This is a genomic window from Bradyrhizobium uaiense (genome assembly GCF_010811875.1).
Taxonomy (GTDB): Bacteria; Pseudomonadota; Alphaproteobacteria; order Rhizobiales; family Xanthobacteraceae; genus Bradyrhizobium; species Bradyrhizobium uaiense.
The window spans coordinates 1-17,007 of the sequence record NZ_VKHP01000026.1 but is presented as its reverse complement, the minus strand read 5'-3'; the positions used below and the strand labels follow the sequence as shown (position 1 = coordinate 17,007).

Annotated in this window: 14 protein-coding genes; 12 read left to right on the top strand and 2 right to left on the bottom strand. The window is 64.6% G+C overall.

Annotated elements, in window-relative coordinates:
• The first annotated feature begins 5 nt into the window (after positions 1 to 5).
• The 10 genes from FNJ47_RS09430 to FNJ47_RS09385 all read left to right on the top strand — a co-directional run bounded on the left by FNJ47_RS09430 (position 6) and on the right by FNJ47_RS09385 (position 12,609).
• Positions 6 to 1,256: a YlbE family protein gene (locus tag FNJ47_RS09430; RefSeq protein ID WP_163152804.1), complete on the top strand. Its 1,251-nt coding sequence runs from the start codon at positions 6 to 8 to the stop codon at positions 1,254 to 1,256.
• Entirely contained in the window at positions 1,253 to 2,761 is a 1,509-nt protein-coding gene (gene fdrA, locus FNJ47_RS09425; RefSeq protein WP_163152803.1) for an acyl-CoA synthetase FdrA, read from the top strand. The genes FNJ47_RS09430 and fdrA (FNJ47_RS09425) overlap by 4 nt, the downstream gene beginning before the upstream one ends.
• A 4-nt stretch (positions 2,762 to 2,765) precedes the next feature.
• The gene (arcC, locus tag FNJ47_RS09420) at positions 2,766 to 3,725 is read left to right on the top strand and encodes a carbamate kinase (RefSeq protein ID WP_163152802.1); all 960 of its coding nucleotides are present in this window, start codon (positions 2,766 to 2,768) and stop codon (positions 3,723 to 3,725) included.
• 230 nt (positions 3,726 to 3,955) lie between these two features.
• On the top strand, positions 3,956 to 5,554 hold the full coding sequence (gene fdrA, locus FNJ47_RS09415; RefSeq protein WP_163152801.1) for an acyl-CoA synthetase FdrA: 1,599 nt from the start codon (positions 3,956 to 3,958) through the stop codon (positions 5,552 to 5,554).
• On the top strand, positions 5,554 to 6,999 hold the full coding sequence (locus tag FNJ47_RS09410; RefSeq protein ID WP_163152800.1) for a YlbE family protein: 1,446 nt from the start codon (positions 5,554 to 5,556) through the stop codon (positions 6,997 to 6,999). The genes fdrA (FNJ47_RS09415) and FNJ47_RS09410 overlap by 1 nt, the downstream gene beginning before the upstream one ends.
• A 110-nt stretch (positions 7,000 to 7,109) precedes the next feature.
• The gene (locus FNJ47_RS09405) at positions 7,110 to 8,099 is read left to right on the top strand and encodes a BMP family protein (protein WP_163152799.1); all 990 of its coding nucleotides are present in this window, start codon (positions 7,110 to 7,112) and stop codon (positions 8,097 to 8,099) included.
• Between the two features lie 2 nt (positions 8,100 to 8,101).
• The gene (locus tag FNJ47_RS09400; protein ID WP_163152798.1) at positions 8,102 to 9,652 is read left to right on the top strand and encodes an ATP-binding cassette domain-containing protein; all 1,551 of its coding nucleotides are present in this window, start codon (positions 8,102 to 8,104) and stop codon (positions 9,650 to 9,652) included.
• Positions 9,653 to 9,665: 13 nt separating this feature from the next.
• Entirely contained in the window at positions 9,666 to 10,745 is a 1,080-nt protein-coding gene (locus tag FNJ47_RS09395) for an ABC transporter permease (protein ID WP_235999703.1), read from the top strand.
• Positions 10,742 to 11,665, top strand: coding sequence for an ABC transporter permease (locus FNJ47_RS09390; protein ID WP_163152797.1), 924 nt, complete (start codon positions 10,742 to 10,744; stop codon positions 11,663 to 11,665). Before FNJ47_RS09395 ends, FNJ47_RS09390 begins: the two co-directional genes overlap by 4 nt.
• A 44-nt stretch (positions 11,666 to 11,709) precedes the next feature.
• Positions 11,710 to 12,609 (top strand): cysteine hydrolase family protein, encoded by a 900-nt coding sequence (locus tag FNJ47_RS09385; RefSeq protein ID WP_163152796.1) that lies wholly within the window; start codon positions 11,710 to 11,712, stop codon positions 12,607 to 12,609.
• 239 nt (positions 12,610 to 12,848) lie between these two features.
• On the opposite strand, the gene FNJ47_RS09380 is transcribed toward FNJ47_RS09385, so the two are convergent.
• Both FNJ47_RS09380 and FNJ47_RS09375 read right to left on the bottom strand, forming a co-directional pair.
• Positions 12,849 to 14,060: an ABC transporter substrate-binding protein gene (locus FNJ47_RS09380; protein WP_165445618.1), complete on the bottom strand. Its 1,212-nt coding sequence runs from the start codon at positions 14,058 to 14,060 to the stop codon at positions 12,849 to 12,851.
• Between the two features lie 41 nt (positions 14,061 to 14,101).
• The gene (locus tag FNJ47_RS09375) at positions 14,102 to 15,241 is read right to left on the bottom strand and encodes an acyl-CoA dehydrogenase family protein (protein WP_163152794.1); all 1,140 of its coding nucleotides are present in this window, start codon (positions 15,239 to 15,241) and stop codon (positions 14,102 to 14,104) included.
• 82 nt (positions 15,242 to 15,323) lie between these two features.
• Between FNJ47_RS09375 and FNJ47_RS09370 the strand changes: the two genes are divergently transcribed.
• On the top strand, positions 15,324 to 16,187 hold the full coding sequence (locus tag FNJ47_RS09370; RefSeq protein WP_163152793.1) for a FadR/GntR family transcriptional regulator: 864 nt from the start codon (positions 15,324 to 15,326) through the stop codon (positions 16,185 to 16,187).
• A 57-nt stretch (positions 16,188 to 16,244) separates the two neighbouring features.
• Positions 16,245 to 17,007: enoyl-CoA hydratase/isomerase family protein (locus FNJ47_RS09365; protein WP_347341643.1), on the top strand; the 763-nt coding region annotated here is incomplete at its 3' end.

Here is a 17,007-nt window from a genome sequence, read left to right as displayed (position 1 = left end):
CGCCGATGAAACTGATCGAAGACGCAAACCAGCAGGCGCTCGAGCGGATCCTCGAAGGAGAGCCCCGGCTGATCGACATCGTTCCCGCCCGCGAATTGATCCCGGGCCTGCGCGAACGGATGATCCTGCACGCCGGACCGCCGATCTCCTGGAACAGGATGTGCGGGCCGATGCGCGGTGCGGTCGCGGGCGCCATCGTGTTCGAGGGATGGGCGCAGGATCTGCCGACTGCGACCAAGCTCGCCGCCGGTGGCGAGATCGAATTTCACCCGAACCACCACTTCGGGGCGGTCGGCCCGATGACCGGCATGACGACGATGTCAATGCCGTTGTTCGTGGTCGAGAACGCACGCTTCGGAAATCGCGCCTATTGCGCGATCAACGAGGGGCTCGGCAAGGTGATGCGCTTCGGCGGCAACGACGCGAGCGTGCTGAAGCGGCTCGCCTGGTTGCGCGACGTGTTCGGGCCGACTCTGGGCAAGGCGATCCGTGCCGCCGGCGGCATCGACCTGAAATCGATCGTCGCGCGCGGCCTGTCGATGGGCGACGAGCTGCATCAGCGCAATCTCGCCTGCTCGAGTGTTTTCCTTCGTGAGATCGCGCCCTGGATGGCGCGAACCTCGACCGACAACGCCGTTCTCGCCGAATGTCTCGCATTCATCGGGCAGAACGATCAGTTCTTCCTCAACATCGCGATGGCGATGGGCAAGGCGATCACAGATCCCGCGAACGGCATTCGCGGCTCGACCATCGTCACCGCCATGTGCCGCAACGGCACCGATTTCGGAATCCGGGTCAGCGGGCTCGGCGAGCAATGGTTCACCGCGCCGGTCGAAATGCCGGAAGGGTTGTATTTTGCCGGCTATTCCGAGAAGGACGCCAATCCGGACATGGGCGATTCCGCCATCGTCGAGACGATTGGCCTCGGTGGATTCGCGATGGCGGCAGCGCCGGCAGTTGCGGGCTTCGTGGGGGCCGGCGCGCCGTCCGAAGCCGGCAATTTCACCCGCTCGATGGGCGAGATCACGGCTGCGCAGAATCCGGAATGGACCATCGCCGCCATGGACTTCGCCGGCGTGCCGACCGGCATTGATATCCGCCTGGTCGTCGATTCCGGCGTGGTGCCCGTCATCAACACCGGCATCGCGCATCGCGAGCCCGGCATCGGCCAGGTCGGTGCCGGCGTGGTCAAGGCGCCGCTGGCGTGCTTCCAGCAGGCGATCGTGGCCATCGCCAAGGATTTGGGGGTGTCATGAACGTCGTTGTCCTGAATGAGGTCCGCAAGGGATTCTATCTCGATTCGGTCGCGCTGATGCGGCTGTCGCGCGAGGTGGCCGGATCGCCCGGCGTGATCGAGGCGGCGTTGATGATGGGGACTCCGTCGAACGCTGCGATCATGCGCAATGCGGGGCTGCTCGAGGAGGGCACTGCCGTGAAGGGCAATGACCTCGTGATCGCGGTCAAGGCCGAGTCCGAGACCGCTGCCCGCGAAGCCCTCGACAATGCGATCAAGTCGCTCGACAAGCCGAAGAGCCAGGGCGAGGCACAGTCGGCCTGGCGACCGCACTCGATTGCCGCCGCTGTGAAGAACAGGCCGGAGATCAATCTCGCGCTGATTTCCGTGCCCGGCGAGTTCGCCGCCGCGGAGGCCCGCAAGGCGCTCAATCGCGGCCTGCATGTCCTGATGTTCAGCGACAACGTGTCGCTCGAGGACGAATTGTCGCTCAAGCAGCAGGCGCGGGCGGCCGGCCTCCTGATGATGGGACCGGATTGCGGAACCGCCGTGATCGGCGGCGCGCCGCTGGCGTTCGCCAACAAGCTGATGCGTGGTCGGATCGGCATCGTCGGCGCGTCGGGTACCGGAACGCAGGAGGTCTCGTGCCTGATCTCGGAAGCCGGCGCGGGAATCTCCCATGCCATCGGCGTTGGCGGGCGCGATCTGAAGAAGGACATCGGCGGCATCACCACGCTGATGGCGATCGATGCGTTCGATTCCGATCCGGAAACCGACCACGTGGTGCTGATCTCGAAACCGCCGCATCCTGATGTCGCCAAATCCGTCCTTCAGCGGATCGGCAAAAGCAAGAAGTCGTTCACCGTCTGCTTCATCGGCGCCTCGGAGGTCGAGCTGCCGCCGAACGCCCGCTTCTCGCCGACGCTGAAAGGCGCCGCGGAGCTCGCACTGGGACACCAGAAGATCGGAGCGGGCTTCGACGCCAACGCAGTTGCGTCAAGGATTCCGCGGAACGGTCGTGGCGGGATCGAGGGCTTGTTCGCCGGCGGCACGTTGTGCGCCGAAGCGCAGGTGATCCTCGCTGCCGCAGGCCGCAAGGTGGCGTCGAATGCGGCCATCCCCGGCGTGCTCAAGCTCGGCGTCGAGCCGAACGACGGACGCGATCGGCTGATCGACCTCGGCGACGACGAATATACCCGTGGCCGGCCGCACCCGATGATCGACCCGTCAGTGCGCGACGAAGCGTTGCGTGCTGCACTCAAGAACCGCGACCTTTCGGTGGTCCTGCTTGATCTTGTGCTCGGCTATGGCGCGCATGCCGATCCCGCCGAGCATCTGACCAGGATCGTCGCGGATCGTGGGCGAGATGCACCGGCATTGATCGCGTCCGTCGTTGGCACGGAGCAGGATCCGCAAGGACGCTCCGCGCAGGTCAGGAAACTGGAGCAGGCCGGAATCCTCGTTGCGCCGTCGAACGCGCAGGCCTGCGAGCTTGCGGTCGCCATCGTTCAGAATGCCGGGAGATAAGGAAATGCGTACGCTCAATGACGTGCCGCGTCGCCTGGTGGTTGCGATCGGCGGCAATGCGGTTCACCCCGAAGACATCAGGGGCACTTCCCAGGAGCAGAAGTCCGTTGCGCAGATCACCGCGGAGGCGCTGCTGCCGCTTGCGCAACTCGACAATGAGCTGGTCATCACGCACGGCAACGGCCCCGTCGTCGGCAAGATCATGATGCGCCAGATGCTGACGATGAACCGGATTCCGCCGATGGACATGGACATCTGCGTCGCTCACAGCCAGGGCGGCATCGGCTATCTCCTGATGCAGGCGATCGAGAATGCGCTGCGCGAACAGGGCAACCAGCGGCATGTGGCAAGCCTGCTGACCCAGGTCGAGGTCGACAAGGACGATCCCGCGTTCAAGAATCCGACGAAGTTCGTCGGGCCGTTCTTTTCCGAGGACGAGGCCAGGAAGATCAGCGACGAGCTCAATTGGGCAATGCGCGAGGATTCCGGGCGTGGCTGGCGTCATGTCGTGCCGTCGCCGAAGCCCAAGCATGTCTGCGACATCTCGCTGGTCGATGCATTGGTCAAGCGGGGGACGATCGTCATCGCGGGAGGCGGCGGCGGCGTTCCCGTGGTTCGTGACGCAAAGGGCGTTCGCACCGGCGTGCCGGCAGTGATCGACAAGGACCTGACATCAGCTCATATCGCGAATGTGCTGGGCATCGAAGAGTTGCTGATCCTGACGGCAGTGCCGCGCGTCGCCGTGAACTTCGGCAAGCCGAACAAGAGGGAACTCGATCAGGTCAACCTCGAGGAGATCAAGGCCTACCATCGCGAAGGCCATTTTCCTCCGGGAAGCATGGGCCCCAAGGTCGATGCGGCCATCCGGTTTCTCGAGGGCGGTGGAAAGCGCGCGATCATCAGTCACCTCGATTGCGCCATGGCGGCGTTGCGCGGCGAGACCGGCACGCACGTCGTTCAATAGCTACCGGGATTGGCGCATCGGCGGGCGAGTAGCCCCCGCCAATCTGGATTCGAGTGTCGAGCAAGATGGCGGTCCTCACCTCATGGCCGCAATGGCGCAGGCGCTCTCCGAGTTGAAGCAGATGAGACGCCTCGGCGCCTCATCCGATCAGGCGATCGAGCTGGCCGCTGGTTGAAGCTCAAGCACAAGACAAACAAGCAGCCTGCGGGATTCAAGGGAACGACAAGGCAATGGCCATCCAATCCAGCATAAGGGCGAACCTGTACAAGGATTCCGTGTCGTTGATGCGGATCTCGCAGGTCACGGTTGCGCGGACCGGCGTGCAGCGGGTCACGCTGCTGATGGGAACGCGCAGCAACAAGGAATTCCTGCAGCAGGCCGGGCTGATGAACCCCGCGCTCGAGGGCGCCAAGCCGGGCGACATCATGATCGTCGTGGCGGACGACGCGCCCGAAAAGCTCGCCGCCGCAGAGCGGGAGATTCACTCCCTGATCGTGGGCGAAGAGCCGAAGGGTGGGGCGGGCGAACCTGCGGCGGAAGCGCCGCCGCGATCGATCTCCGGCGGCGTCGCGATTGCCGATCATGCCGACCTCGCATTGATATCGGTGCCGGGCCCCTATGCCGCGGCGGAAGCCTTGAAGGCGCTGCGCCAGGGCCTGAACGTGCTGCTGTTCAGCGACAACGTGCCGATCGAGCAGGAGCAGGCCATCAAGCGCGTTGCGGCCCAGAAGGGCTTGCTGGTGATGGGACCGGACTGCGGCACGGCGATCATCAATGGCGTGCCGCTCGGATTTGCCAACGTCGTTCGGCGGGGCGTCATCGGGCTCGTGGGAGCGTCGGGAACGGGCCTGCAGGAGGTGATGTGCCAGGTCCACCGTCATGGCCAGGGCATATCGCAGGCCATCGGCACCGGCAGCCACGACGTTTCCAGCGAGGTCGGCGGCATCACCATGCTGCAGGGCCTCGAGTTGCTGGCGGCCGACCCGCAGACAACGGTCGTCGCTATCGTCTCCAAGCCTCCAGCGCGCGACGTGCAGAAGCTGGTGATCGAGCGTGCGAGCGAGATCGGCAAGCCGGTCGTGATCTGCTTTCTCGGCGCCGAGCCTGCGGCATCCGCCGGCAATGTCCACCGTACCTCGTCGCTCGAGGAGACGGCGCGGCGGGCCGTTGCACTTGCGGGCGCGCGCCAGCCCGGCAGTGACGATCAGGCCATCGAACAGTTGGCAACGCGGATTTGTGCGGCGCTGGCGCCGTCGCAGCGCTACCTGCGCGGTCTCTACTCCGGCGGCACGTTCTGCTCGGAAGCCCAAACCATTTGGCGGGCCGCGGGCATTCGTGCCCGGTCGAACGCGCCACTCGCCGCTGCAGACCGTCTCGCGGACGTGGAGGAAAGCCACGGACACATGGCGATCGATCTGGGCAGTGACGAATTCACGGTGGGGCGCCCGCATCCGATGATCGACTACGGCGTGCGGATCGAGCGGCTGCTGAAGGAGGCGGACGATCCGACCGTTGCCTGCATCGTTCTGGACGTCGTGCTGGGCCACGGCAGTCACCCGAATCCCGCAGAGATTCTGGCTCCGGCCATTCGCCGGGCGAAGGCCGCCGCGCGGGCGCAGGGGCGGGAGCTTCCCGTGATCTGCTTCATCTGCGGCACGGATTCAGATCCGCAGCCGGTCGGGACCCAGAAAGCCATGCTGGCGGACGCCGGCGCGGAGATTGTCGGCAGCAGCACCGGCGCGGCCCTTGCCGCCCAAGCCATCGCGAGCCGCATAGCGGCCGATGACAGCGGCACAGGGCGTCGTGCGATGCAAGGAGGAGAACGATGATGAACGCAGCGCCCTTCGCTCTCCAGGCCAAGACATCCGTCATCAGCCTCGGCGCCGCCGACCTCGACCGCGGTGTCGAAAGCAGCGGTGCGCCGCTGGTGCGGCTGCAGTGGCGGCCGGTTGGCGATGGAAGTCCCGAGGTCGCCTGGAGCCTCGCGCAACTGGTTGGCGATGCCGGTGATGCCGATTGCCTGGGATCGCGGATCGACCGCGCCAATGCGGAAGTGCTCGAGCGCATCCTGACCGCACAGCCGGTATGGGTCGACGTCGCGGCGCACGCATCCGAGATCTGGCCGGACATGGGCCGGACGCTGCTCCATGCCGGTCCGCCGATCGCCTGGAGTGACATGTGCGGCCCGATGAAGGGCGCGGTCGTCGGCGCCATCCTCTACGAGAATTGGGCGGCGACCCCACGGGAGGCCGAGCAACTCGCCGCGTCAGGCGGCATCCGCTTCGCGCCGTGTCATGAATTCGGCGCGGTCGGGCCGATGACCGGGATCGTTTCGCCCTCGATGCCGCTGTTCGTGGTGCAGAACAAGACCACGGGCAATCGCGCCTATGCGCCGATGATGGAATCCGGCGGCGCCAAGACGCTGCGCTTCGGCGCCTTCGCCCCTGAAGTGATCGAAGGCCTCAAGCTGATCGAGAATGTGCTGGCGCCGTGCCTGAAGGCCGCCGTCGCCGGCATCGATGGCGGGTTGCCGTTGAAGCCGCTGATGTCGCAGTCGCTGCATATGGGCGACGACGTCCACAATCGCAACACGGCGGCGACCCTGCTGCTGTATCGCGCCGTCACGGAAGCGCTGCTTAAGTCCTCGATCTCGCTCGATGTCGTTCACGAGACGCAGCGGACGATCGGGGCGGACGACATGTTCTTCCTGAGCCTGTCGATGGCGGCGTGCAAGGCGACCATGGACGCCGCGCACGGCGTGCCGTTCAGCAGCATCGTTACGGCGATGGCGCGCAACGGCGTGAATGTCGGCATCAGGGTCAGCGGACTGGACGGGCAATGGTTCGTCGGCCCGGCCGACATCCCCATCGGCCTGTTCCTGCCCGGCTTCAGCGAGGCGGATGCCAATCCCGATATCGGCGACAGCGCGATCACCGAGACCGCTGGGCTCGGCGCGTTTGCGATGGCGGCGGCCCCCGCGATGGTCCAGTTCGTCGGCGGCACGCCGCAGGACGCGCTGCGCTATTCGCGCGAGATGGCGCACGTCACCGTCGGTCGCAATCCCGGCTTCACTCTGCCGATGCTCGACTTCATCGGGGCTCCGGTCGGCATCGACATCCGCAAGGTCGTCGACGAGAGCATGCGGCCGGTCATCAACACCGCAACGGCGCACAAGGAGCCGGGCAAGGGGATCATCGGCGCCGGCGTCGTGCAGGCTCCGATGAAGTGTTTCGTCGACGCCGTGGGAGCGTTGGCGACGATTGCTGCGAGATGAGGTTGCTTCGATTCTGAAGACGACAGCACGGCCGATGGCCGCGCCGTAGATAACAAAAATGCCGCAATAAAAAGAATGCGGCAACAGCGGGAACGAACAGGAGGAAACACATGAACGGTACCCGTCGTGCATTTCTGCAAACAGGCCTGCTCTCGGCGGCCTTTATCGGTTCATCAGGTCGGCTCGCCTTCGCCGACGACGCTGCGAAGCCGCTCCGCATCGGCATTCTCATTCCGGGATCGAGGGCCGACCATGGCTGGATGGAGTCGGCCTATAACGGCATGAAGGCGGCTGAGCAACGCCACGGCAAGAATGTCGTGATCACGTCGATCGAGAACGTCAAGTTCGCCGACATGGAGCAGGCGCTCGTCACGCTCGCGAGCAAGAACGACATGGTGATCGGCGCCGCGGGGCAGACGCAGGCCTCGGTGCTCAAGGTCGCCAAGCGTTTCCCGAAGGTGAAGTTCTCGATCGTCGGCCCGACCGGACAACCAACCGACAACGTCGCGCAATACGACGTGCTGCAGGCCCAGATCGGCTTCATTGCCGGCGCGGTCGCCGCGATGATGTCGAAGAACGGCGCGGTGAGCTACGTCGGTGGGCTTGAAATTCCCGCCATCGTCAACACCGGAACGGAATTCGCGAACGGCGCCAAGCACGTCAAGCCGGATACCAAATGCTTCGTGACCTACACCGGCGACTTTGACGACGTCGCCAAGGCGAAGGAAGCAACGCTTGCCTCGATCGCGCAAGGGGCCGACGTCCACTACAACATCCTCAATCTCGGTGTGCGCGGAATGGAGCAGGCGGCGCGCGAGAAGGGCACCAGGATGATCGGGAGCTATACCAATTACTGCTCCGACAACAACCCGCTCTACATCGCCTACACGGTCAGCGGCATCGGGTTCATGGTCGAATACGCCATCGACCAGGCCGTCGCCGGAACGTGGCACCCGGAATACAAGCAGTTCGGCCTCGCCATGGGGCCACGCTCGGCCGACATCGAGATCTGCGCCGGGGCAACGCCCGAGATCCAGGCGAAGATCAAGGAGCTCAAGGACGACCTGCTGTCGAACAAGATCAAAGTCAAGGTGGGCTGATCGTGGCTCTTCTCGAACTGTCTGGTCTGACCAAGCGCTTCGGGGCTTTTACCGCGCTCGACGACATATCGCTGCTGATCGAGCGCGGCGAGGTGCACTGCCTGCTTGGCGAGAACGGCGCCGGCAAGTCGACATTGTGCAATCTGGTGTTCGGGGTGCACCGGCCGGATGCCGGCACGATGACGCTGGGCGGAGAGCCGTTTGATCCGCGTGGCCCGGCGGAAGCGCTGCAACGCGGCGTCGTGATGGTGCATCAGCATTTCAGCCTGGTGCCCAACATGACCGTGGCCGAGAACCTGATGCTCGGCCGCGCCAGCGCGGTGCTGAAGCCGCAAGATATCATCGTGCGGATGGAGCAGCTCGCCGCGGAATACGGGCTCGAGATCGACCCCGAGGCGCGGATCGACGAGCTCTCGGTCGGTGAGCGGCAGCGGGTCGAGATCATCAAATGCCTGCTCGGCGATCCGCAACTGCTCGTGCTCGACGAACCGACGGCCGTGCTGCAGCCGGACGAGATCGACGCGCTGCTGGCGATCTGCCGCCAGGTGGCGCTGCGCGGAAAATCCGTGATCCTGGTGACGCACAAGCTCGGCGAAATCAGCCGCGTGGCCGATCGCACGACCGTTCTGCGGCAGGGCCGGATCATCGAGACCGTCGCGATGGAGGGCGCCGACATCCGGTCGCTGGTGCGCTCCATGGTCGGCCGCGATGTCCAGTCGGCAGGTTCGGTGCTCGCCGCAGCGGTCGATATCGAGGGCAAGACGCCGGCGAAATCCAGCTCGGTTGGTCCGACGTCGCCGGGTGAGGCGGTGCTGCAGATCTCGGACCTCGTGTATCGCGACCCGCATGGGGTGCCGAGGCTGGACGGGTTGAGCCTCACGGTCGGCACCGGCGAGATCGTCGGGATCGCGGGCGTCGAGGGCAACGGTCAGAGCGAGCTCGGGTTGATCCTGGCTGGTCTCGCCGCGCCAAGCGCAGGCGCGATCGTCGTCGGCGGGACACAGGTCACGGGCTGCACGCCGCAAGAGATCACGGATGCCGGTGTCGGCATCGTTCCCGAGGATCGCCATGCGGTGGCATGCATCAAGGAATTGTCGGTGGCCGAGAACCTCTATCTCGGCGCGATCGGAAAATTCAGCCGCTTTGGCCTGCTCGACAAATCGGCGCGCCGCAAGGCGGCGGAGACGATGATGCGCGACTTCGACGTGCGCGCGAGCAGCCCTGATGTTTCGATGGCGAGCCTCTCCGGCGGCAATCAGCAGAAGGCGGTGCTCGCACGCGAGCTCTCGCTCGATCCGCTGGTGTTCCTGCTCGCGGCGCAGCCGACGCGCGGGCTCGACGTCGGTGCGATCGAGGCTGTCTACAATCGCATCCGTGCGGCCCGCGATGATGGTCTCGGGGTGCTTTTGATCTCCAGCGAGCTCGAGGAGCTGATGGCTGTGTCGGATCGGATCGCGGTGATCTACCGCGGAAAGCTGGTTGGCGAGCTCGCTGCCGGGTCGTTCAGCCGTGAGGCGATCGGGGCGATGATGTCGGGGCACGCGCATGTCTAGGTTAGCCATGGTCATGAAAAATCCGAAGCTTGCGCAGGGCACGCGGCGCAAGCTCGTGCCGCTGCAGGTTCTGGTTCCCGTAGTGTCGACCGTCATCGCGCTCGGGATCGGCCTGCTCATCATCGCTGCCACCGGTGCGTCCGTCGTCGAGGCGATCGAAGCCTTCTGGGACGGCATGGCGGGAAGCGATTTCAACATCGGTGCTTCGATCAATCGCGCCATCAGCCTCGCGCTGGTCGGTCTCGGCTTCATCTTCGCCAGCCGTGCGAACCTGACCAATGTGGGAGGCGAGGGGCAGATCGCGATGGGCGGTATGTTCGCGACCGCGGCGGCTCTCCATGGCGCCGGTGGCCTGCCGTTGGGACTGGCGTTCATCGTGCCGCTCGCCGTGGGAACCGTCGCCGGTGCCGTCTGGGGCGGCCTGGCGGGCTTCCTCAAGGCGGCACGCGGCACCAACGAGGTCATCAGCACATTGCTGTTGAGCTTCATCGCGCTGCCGCTGGTGTACTGGTCGGTCGAGTCCTTCCATTTGCTGCGCAAGCCAATCAGCGACGTGTCGTCGCTGCCGGAATCGGCGGAGATTCCGGATTCGACCAAACTGCCGCTGCTATTCCCGGACAATGGCTCTCCGCTCCATATCGGTTTGCTGATTGCAGCGATCGCGGTCGTCGTGGTGTGGCTGGTGCTCAAGCACTCTACGCTCGGCCTGCGGCTGCGCGCCGTCGGCCTGAACGCGACGGCCTCCCGCCGTGCGGGCATGCGGACGAGCTTCTACGTGATCCTCGCAATGACGGTGTCCGGCGGCCTGGGCGGTCTCGGCGGCGCGATCATGATCCTCGGCCAGCAGTTCTATCTGACGAGCGATTTCTCGTCCGGTTACGGATTCGACGGCCTGGTGGTCGGCCTGCTGTCGCGCGGCTCGGCCGTCGGCGTCGTGATCGGGGCGTTGCTGTTCGGATTCCTGCGCTCGGGATCGATCAACATGGAAATCTCGGCGCACGTCCCGTCCGCCGTCGTTCTGATCTGCCAGGGCCTGATCGTCATCGTCATTGCCGCCTCCGCGCTCCTCACCAACCGAACGGTGACCCGATGATTGACGAACACATGCCTGTGTTCATCGGTTCCGGACTTCGCCTCGCGGTTCCGATCATTTTCGCCGCAACGGGCGAGATGCTGAGCGAGCGCGCCGGCGTGCTCAACCTCAGCCTCGACGGCATGATGCTGATGTCGGCTTTCACGGCGGCGCTGGCATCGTGGGCGACCGGCTCGCCGCTCATTGGCGTCGCGGCCGGCGTATTGGTCGCGACGGCGGTTGCTGGCGCGCAGGCCGTGTTGAGCGTGACATTGCGTGCCAATCAATTGGTGGTGGGGATCGGGTTCAACATCCTGGCGCTGGGATCAACAACGTTTCTCTACCGTGAGATATTCGGGCCGCTGTCGCGCGATCCGATCCCCGGATTCGCGCAGCTCAATCTGCCGTGGCTCGTGCATATCCCGGTAATCGGGCCGGCGTTGGCGAACCAGACCGGCCTTGCCTATGTCAGCATCCTGATGGTCGTCGTGACCTGGCTGATCCTGAAATATACGTCCTTCGGGCTGGCGGTGCGGGCGGTCGGCGAGGATCCACGCGCCGCGGACAAGGCCGGCATCAGCGTCGCCAGGACGCGCTATCTCGGCGTGCTCTACGCCGGCATCCTGGCGGGCCTCGGCGGCGCCTTCATGTCGGTCGCGGACAGCAATACGTTCACCGAGAACATGACCAAGGGAGCTGGCTATCTCGCGATCACGGCCGTGATCTTCGGCGGCTGGAATCCCTGGTACACGCTGGCGGCGTGCCTGCTGTTCGGCTTCGCGACCGCGCTGCAATTCCTGGTGCCGGCGTTGCAGCTCGATGTGCCGGTCGCGCTTCTGTTGCTGCTGCCATATCTGCTGGCGCTGGTCGCCATCGCGGGCTTCGTCGGAAAAAGCCGGCAGCCCTCAGCGCTGACCATTCCGTTCGAACGCGGCGGCTGATCGCAACCGACTTCAAGAAAACATATGCAAGGGAGGAAAGTCCGATGACGAGTTCCACTTTAGCAAAGGCCGCCGAATCCGCAGCACCTGGCACCGCCAAACCCCTCGGGTCTGCTCCCGGCTACAAATGGCTGGTCGACGACAACAACGTCAACATGGCGATGGCGGCACCGCCACCCAAGGCCGTCACGATCGACGCGCAGCCTCAAACGGTGACGGTCGACCTGCACCGCACCGCTCTGATCGTCGTCGACATGCAGAACGACTTCTGCGCGAAGGGGGGATGGGTCGACCATCTCGGCCTCGATCACACGCCGGATCGGGCGCCGATCGAGCCGCTGCAGAAGCTTCTCCCTGTCTTGCGGAACGCCGGCGTGCACGTGATCTGGCTGAACTGGGGCAATCGGCCCGATCTCAAGAACATGGCGCCCAACCAGCTCCATCTGTACAAGCCGAAGGGGGTCGGCATCGGTCTTGGCGAGGCCTTGCCGGGCAGTGGCGCGCGTGTGTTGCAGAAGGACAGCTGGGCCGCGGCGGTCGTCGATGAATTGAAGCAGGAGCCCGAGGACATTCACGTCGACAAATACCGGATCAGCGGCTTCTGGGACACGCCGCTGGACAGCATCCTGCGCAACCTCGGAACCAAGACGATCCTGTTTGCCGGCGTCAACACCGATCAATGCGTGCTGCATTCGCTCACCGACGCGAATTTCCTGGGTTACGGTTGCCTCCTGGTCGAAGACTGCTGCGCAACGACCTCGCCGGGCTTCTGTGTTGAAGCAACGCTGTTCAACGTCAAGAAATGCTTTGGCTTCGTGACCCATTCGTCAAACGTCATCGATGCAATTCAGGGACATGTCCAACAGCGGGTTGGACAGGCTTCCGATCCGGAGAGCGAGCATCGGGTTCGGAATGAACTGCTTCAGGGGCGACATCCCGCATAGGAGATCGCGCAGGCGTCCGGCTTGGAGTGGCTCGGGGTCTGAGTCTGGGACTTCATGAGTTCGAGCGGAAGCGAGGCTATGATTTTGCTTTCGCTGGCAGGCGACGGTCCGAACCGGGGTGCTCCCGGGCGCTACTTTGCATGGGGTTGTTTTCGATTTTTGAGTTGAGTCGGGCGGGCCGGCCTATTGTCCTGACGCAGCGAGAGCCGCGCTGGCTCTCGCCCGCGGTCTCATCCGTTCTAGTCGGCCGATAGAGGCGCGCCGGTCAAGGACCAGCTTTCTCCGTCGAATGTCGCAATCCGCAGAGTCCTGAAGGGTGTGTAGTCTACCGGCCCGGTGCTGATCGCGACGCCTGGCAGCATCATCGGCAATCGTTCGCCATTCAGCGAGGTCGCCTGCTTCATGAGGTTCTGGCGGGTCAGGTCGTCGCCGCATTTGCGCAGCGCCAGCTCCACGGCATGCACGTTCATATATGCGACGAGCACGGAATAGTCGTCCGGATTGGCTGAAGGCGCGTACGCTTTCAAGAACTCCTTGTAGTCCTTGACCTCTTCATCATTGGCCCAGGCCGGGTCGCCCGGTTGCTTGAGGAATTGCGTCGTGACAAGTCCTTTGGATGCTTCGAGGCCTGCGGGCTTAAGGATGGTTTCGACCGATGCGGTCGAGCCGCCGATCACGTGCAGCGGCTTCCAGCCGAGCTCGTGAACCTTGCGGATCGATTGCGCTGCTGCTTTCGACGACGACTGCTCGATCAGGGTGTCGACACCGGCGGCCTTCAGCTGAACGATCTGCGAGTCGATCGTTGGATCGGCGAGCTCGTAGGAGGTCTGGGCGACGATCAGCTCGGCTTTCGGGCCGAGCCCGGCGCGGAGGCCCTTGAGGTAGTCCTTGCCATAGTCGTCGTTCTGGTAGAGCACGCCGATCCTGGCGTCGGGCTTTGCGCTCAGGATGTACTTGGCGACGACGCGGCCTTCGGTTTCGAAGTCGGGATAGAGCGGGATGGTCCAGGGAAATGCCTTGGGATCATTGAAGCGGCGTCCGCCGGCGGTGATGAACAGCTGCGGCACCTGCTTGGCGTTCAGGTACTTCTGGATGGCGACGTTGGGCGCGGTGCCGATCGTACCGACCTCTGCCAATACGCCGACATCCTCGATCAGCTTGCGTGATTGTTCGACCGCTTTCGGCGCGCTGTAGGCATTGTCGAGCTGCGTGAAGTTGATCTTGCGGCCGTTGATGCCGCCTTTGGCGTTCAGCATCTCGAAGTAGCCGACCACCGCCCGTCCGGCGCCCGCGCCGAACGCGGATGCGGGGCCGCTCAGGGGCGTCGATTGGCCGAGCTTGATCTCGGTGTCGCTGGCGCCGGGATCATAGGCTTTTTGAGCGTAGGAAGGTTCCGCCAGCAGGGCCGACAGCGCGCCGGCTATCAATGCCCGGTTGATGATGTGGTTCAAGGTCGTTTCTCCCCGTAATCGTTTCTTGAAATCGGTCGGCACTAGCGCAGCAGCTCGCGGGCGATCACCACGCGTTGGATCTGGTTGGTGCCCTCAAAAATCTGGGTCAGCTTGGCGTCGCGCATCATGCGTTCGACCGGATAGTCCATGGTGTAGCCATAGCCGCCGAAGATCTGGACGGCGTCGGTCGTCACCTTCATGGCCATGTCGCTGCCGACGCATTTCGCCATGCTGGCGAGCACGTTGAGGCGCTTCCAGTCGCCTGCGTCGCCCGCGCGGGCGCATTCGTAGACCAGCGCGCGGGCCGCCTCGATCTGCATCGCCATGTCGGCGAGCATGAACTGGACGCCCTGGAACTCGGCGATCGGTTGCTTGAACTGCTTGCGCTCCTTGGCGTAGGCGACGCAGGCGTCCAGTGCGCCCTGCGCAAGGCCGACGGACTGCGCGCCGATGGTCGGACGGTTGAGGTCGAGCGCGCGCATCGACGCGCGAAAACCCTTGCCTTCCTCGCCGACCAGATTTTCCGCCGGGACCCGGACATTGTCGAAGAAGATCGGCGTGTTGGGGGCGCCGCGAAATCCCATCTTGCGCTCGTGGCGGCCGAACGTGATGCCCGGCATCGTCTTCGGCTCGACAATGAAGGCGCTGATGCCGTCAGCGCCGGCGCCGTCACTTGTCCGCGCCATCACCACGATGTAGTCGGCGGCGACACCGTAGCTGCACCATTGCTTGCGGCCGTTGAGAACATAGCTGTCGCCATCCTTCCGGGCGCGGGTATTCAGCGCGGCGACGTCGGAGCCGGCCTGCGGTTCCGAGATCGCGATTGCCGTGACCACGCCGCCCTGGGCGATGATCGGCAGGTATTTCTTGCGCTGCTCCTCCGAGCCGAAATGCAGCAGCGGCATGATGAACATCGTGTTGAGTGCCGCGATCGATGCGCAGGCCGGCGAGACCTTCGAGATCTCCTCGCGCGCGATGCAGGCCATGGTCAGATTGCCGTTCGGGCCGCCGTAGCGCTCCGGCACCCAGAGCTGCATCAGCCCCATCTCGCCGAACAGCTTGACCAGCTCGAGCGGGAAGCGGTCGGTCTCGTCGATCTCGGCGGCTATCGGCGCCACGTGCCTGGCGACCATTCTGCGCACGTTGTCGCGGAAAGCGACCTGCTCCTCGGAAAAACTCATGCGGACTCCCGTTTCGTTTTCTTTGTCGGAAGCCCAAAAAGGGGCTTCCATTGAATGGGTGATCCATTTAATAATCCACCGCATGAACACCAAGTCAAGCCCTCGCGCGCCGCAGCGCTCCCGTACCGCCTCGCCAAACCGGCGGGAGCGAGCCGTCGATCACCGTGCCGCGGCCGCGGCTGCGCCGACATTCAAGCCGATCCACACAAGGCGGACGTTCGAGGAGATTTGCGAGCGGATTCGCGAGCAATTGGCGCTCGGCGTGCTGAAGCCCGGCGACAAGCTGCCAGCCGAGCGCGAATTGGCACAGCAGCTCGGCGTCAGCCGCAACGTGCTGCGCGAAGCGCTGCGCAGCCTCGAAATGGCCGGCGTGCTGCGGCTGCAGAAGGGCGTCAAGGGCGGCGCCTTCATCCAGCAGGGCGACACCCGCCGCATGAACGAGGTCATGCGCGACATGCTGAGCCTCGGCACGATTTCCGTGCGGGAGCTGTCGGAGGCGCGGGTCCACGTGCTTGATCTCGTGGTGCAGCTGGCGTGCGCGCATGCGCGAAGGGCCGATCTCGATGCGCTGGAAGCGAACATCGCGCGCACCGAACTCGCCACCAAGGAGGGCCGGCTGCTCGATCGGGTCGAGTGCTCGCGCGAGTTCTACAAGCTGCTGGCGGCCTCAACGGGCAACAAGGTGATTGCAATGATCGTGGATTCCGTCACCGAGATCCACATGCGCTTCGTCTACGCCAAGGTCGCTTCCAGCGGGGTTGCGATGGCGCGGCTGGGCGAGAAGCGGCGGCAGTTCCTGGTGGCGTTGAGCGAAAGAGACGTGGCGGCGGCGAGCCGGTTGCTGCGATCGCACCTGGAGTCCGTGCAGCGCATGCTGGAGCAGGATCCGGGAGCGATGTCGCTGCATGTCGCACTGGCGGACGTGCAGCCCGGAATGCGCCGGTAGGCGCGGCGGGCCAGCGAGCTAGTCAATACAGAAACAGCAATAATAACGGAGGTAAACGTGTCCAATTACGCCAAGTATGAATGCCTGACAGTCGAAGTCGCCGACAAGGTCGCAACCGTGACCCTGAACCGCCCGCAGGCGCGCAATGCCATCAATCAGAAGCTGATTCGTGAACTGCGGACGATCTGGGACGATCTTGCCGACGATCACGCCGTCAACGCCGTGGTGCTCACCGGCGCCGGGGATTTCTTCAGCGTCGGCGGCGACGTCAAGGCGATGTCCGAGCGACCTGGCGGCGACGTGCTCGAAGAGGGCGAGGTGCACGATCCCATGATCAGCCGCCGTGGCGTCACCCGCCAGCTCGAGCTCGACAAGCCGATCATCGCGGCGATCAACGGCGACGCCATCGGCCTTGCCGCAACCCACGCGCTGCTCTGCGACATCACGGTGATGGCCGAAGACGCACGGATCGGCGACACCCACGTCTCGCGCGTCGGCCTGGTTGCGGGCGACGGCGGCACCGTGATCTGGCCGCTGCTGATCGGGATCAACAAGGCCAAGGAGTTCCTGATTCGCGGCACGCTCCTGAAGGGGAATGAGGCGGAGCGCATCGGGCTGGTCAATCATGTCGCGCCGCGTGCAGAGGTGTTGGCGAAGGCCCGCGCGATCGCGGTCGAGCTCGCCAACGGTCCGACCTGGGCCATTCGCTGGACCAAGCTGTCGATCAACCAGATCGTCAAGGAGCGCGTGAACATGCTGCTGGAGGCCTCGATGGCGCTGGAGCAGGTGACGTTCGAGACCGCCGACCACAAGGAAGCGA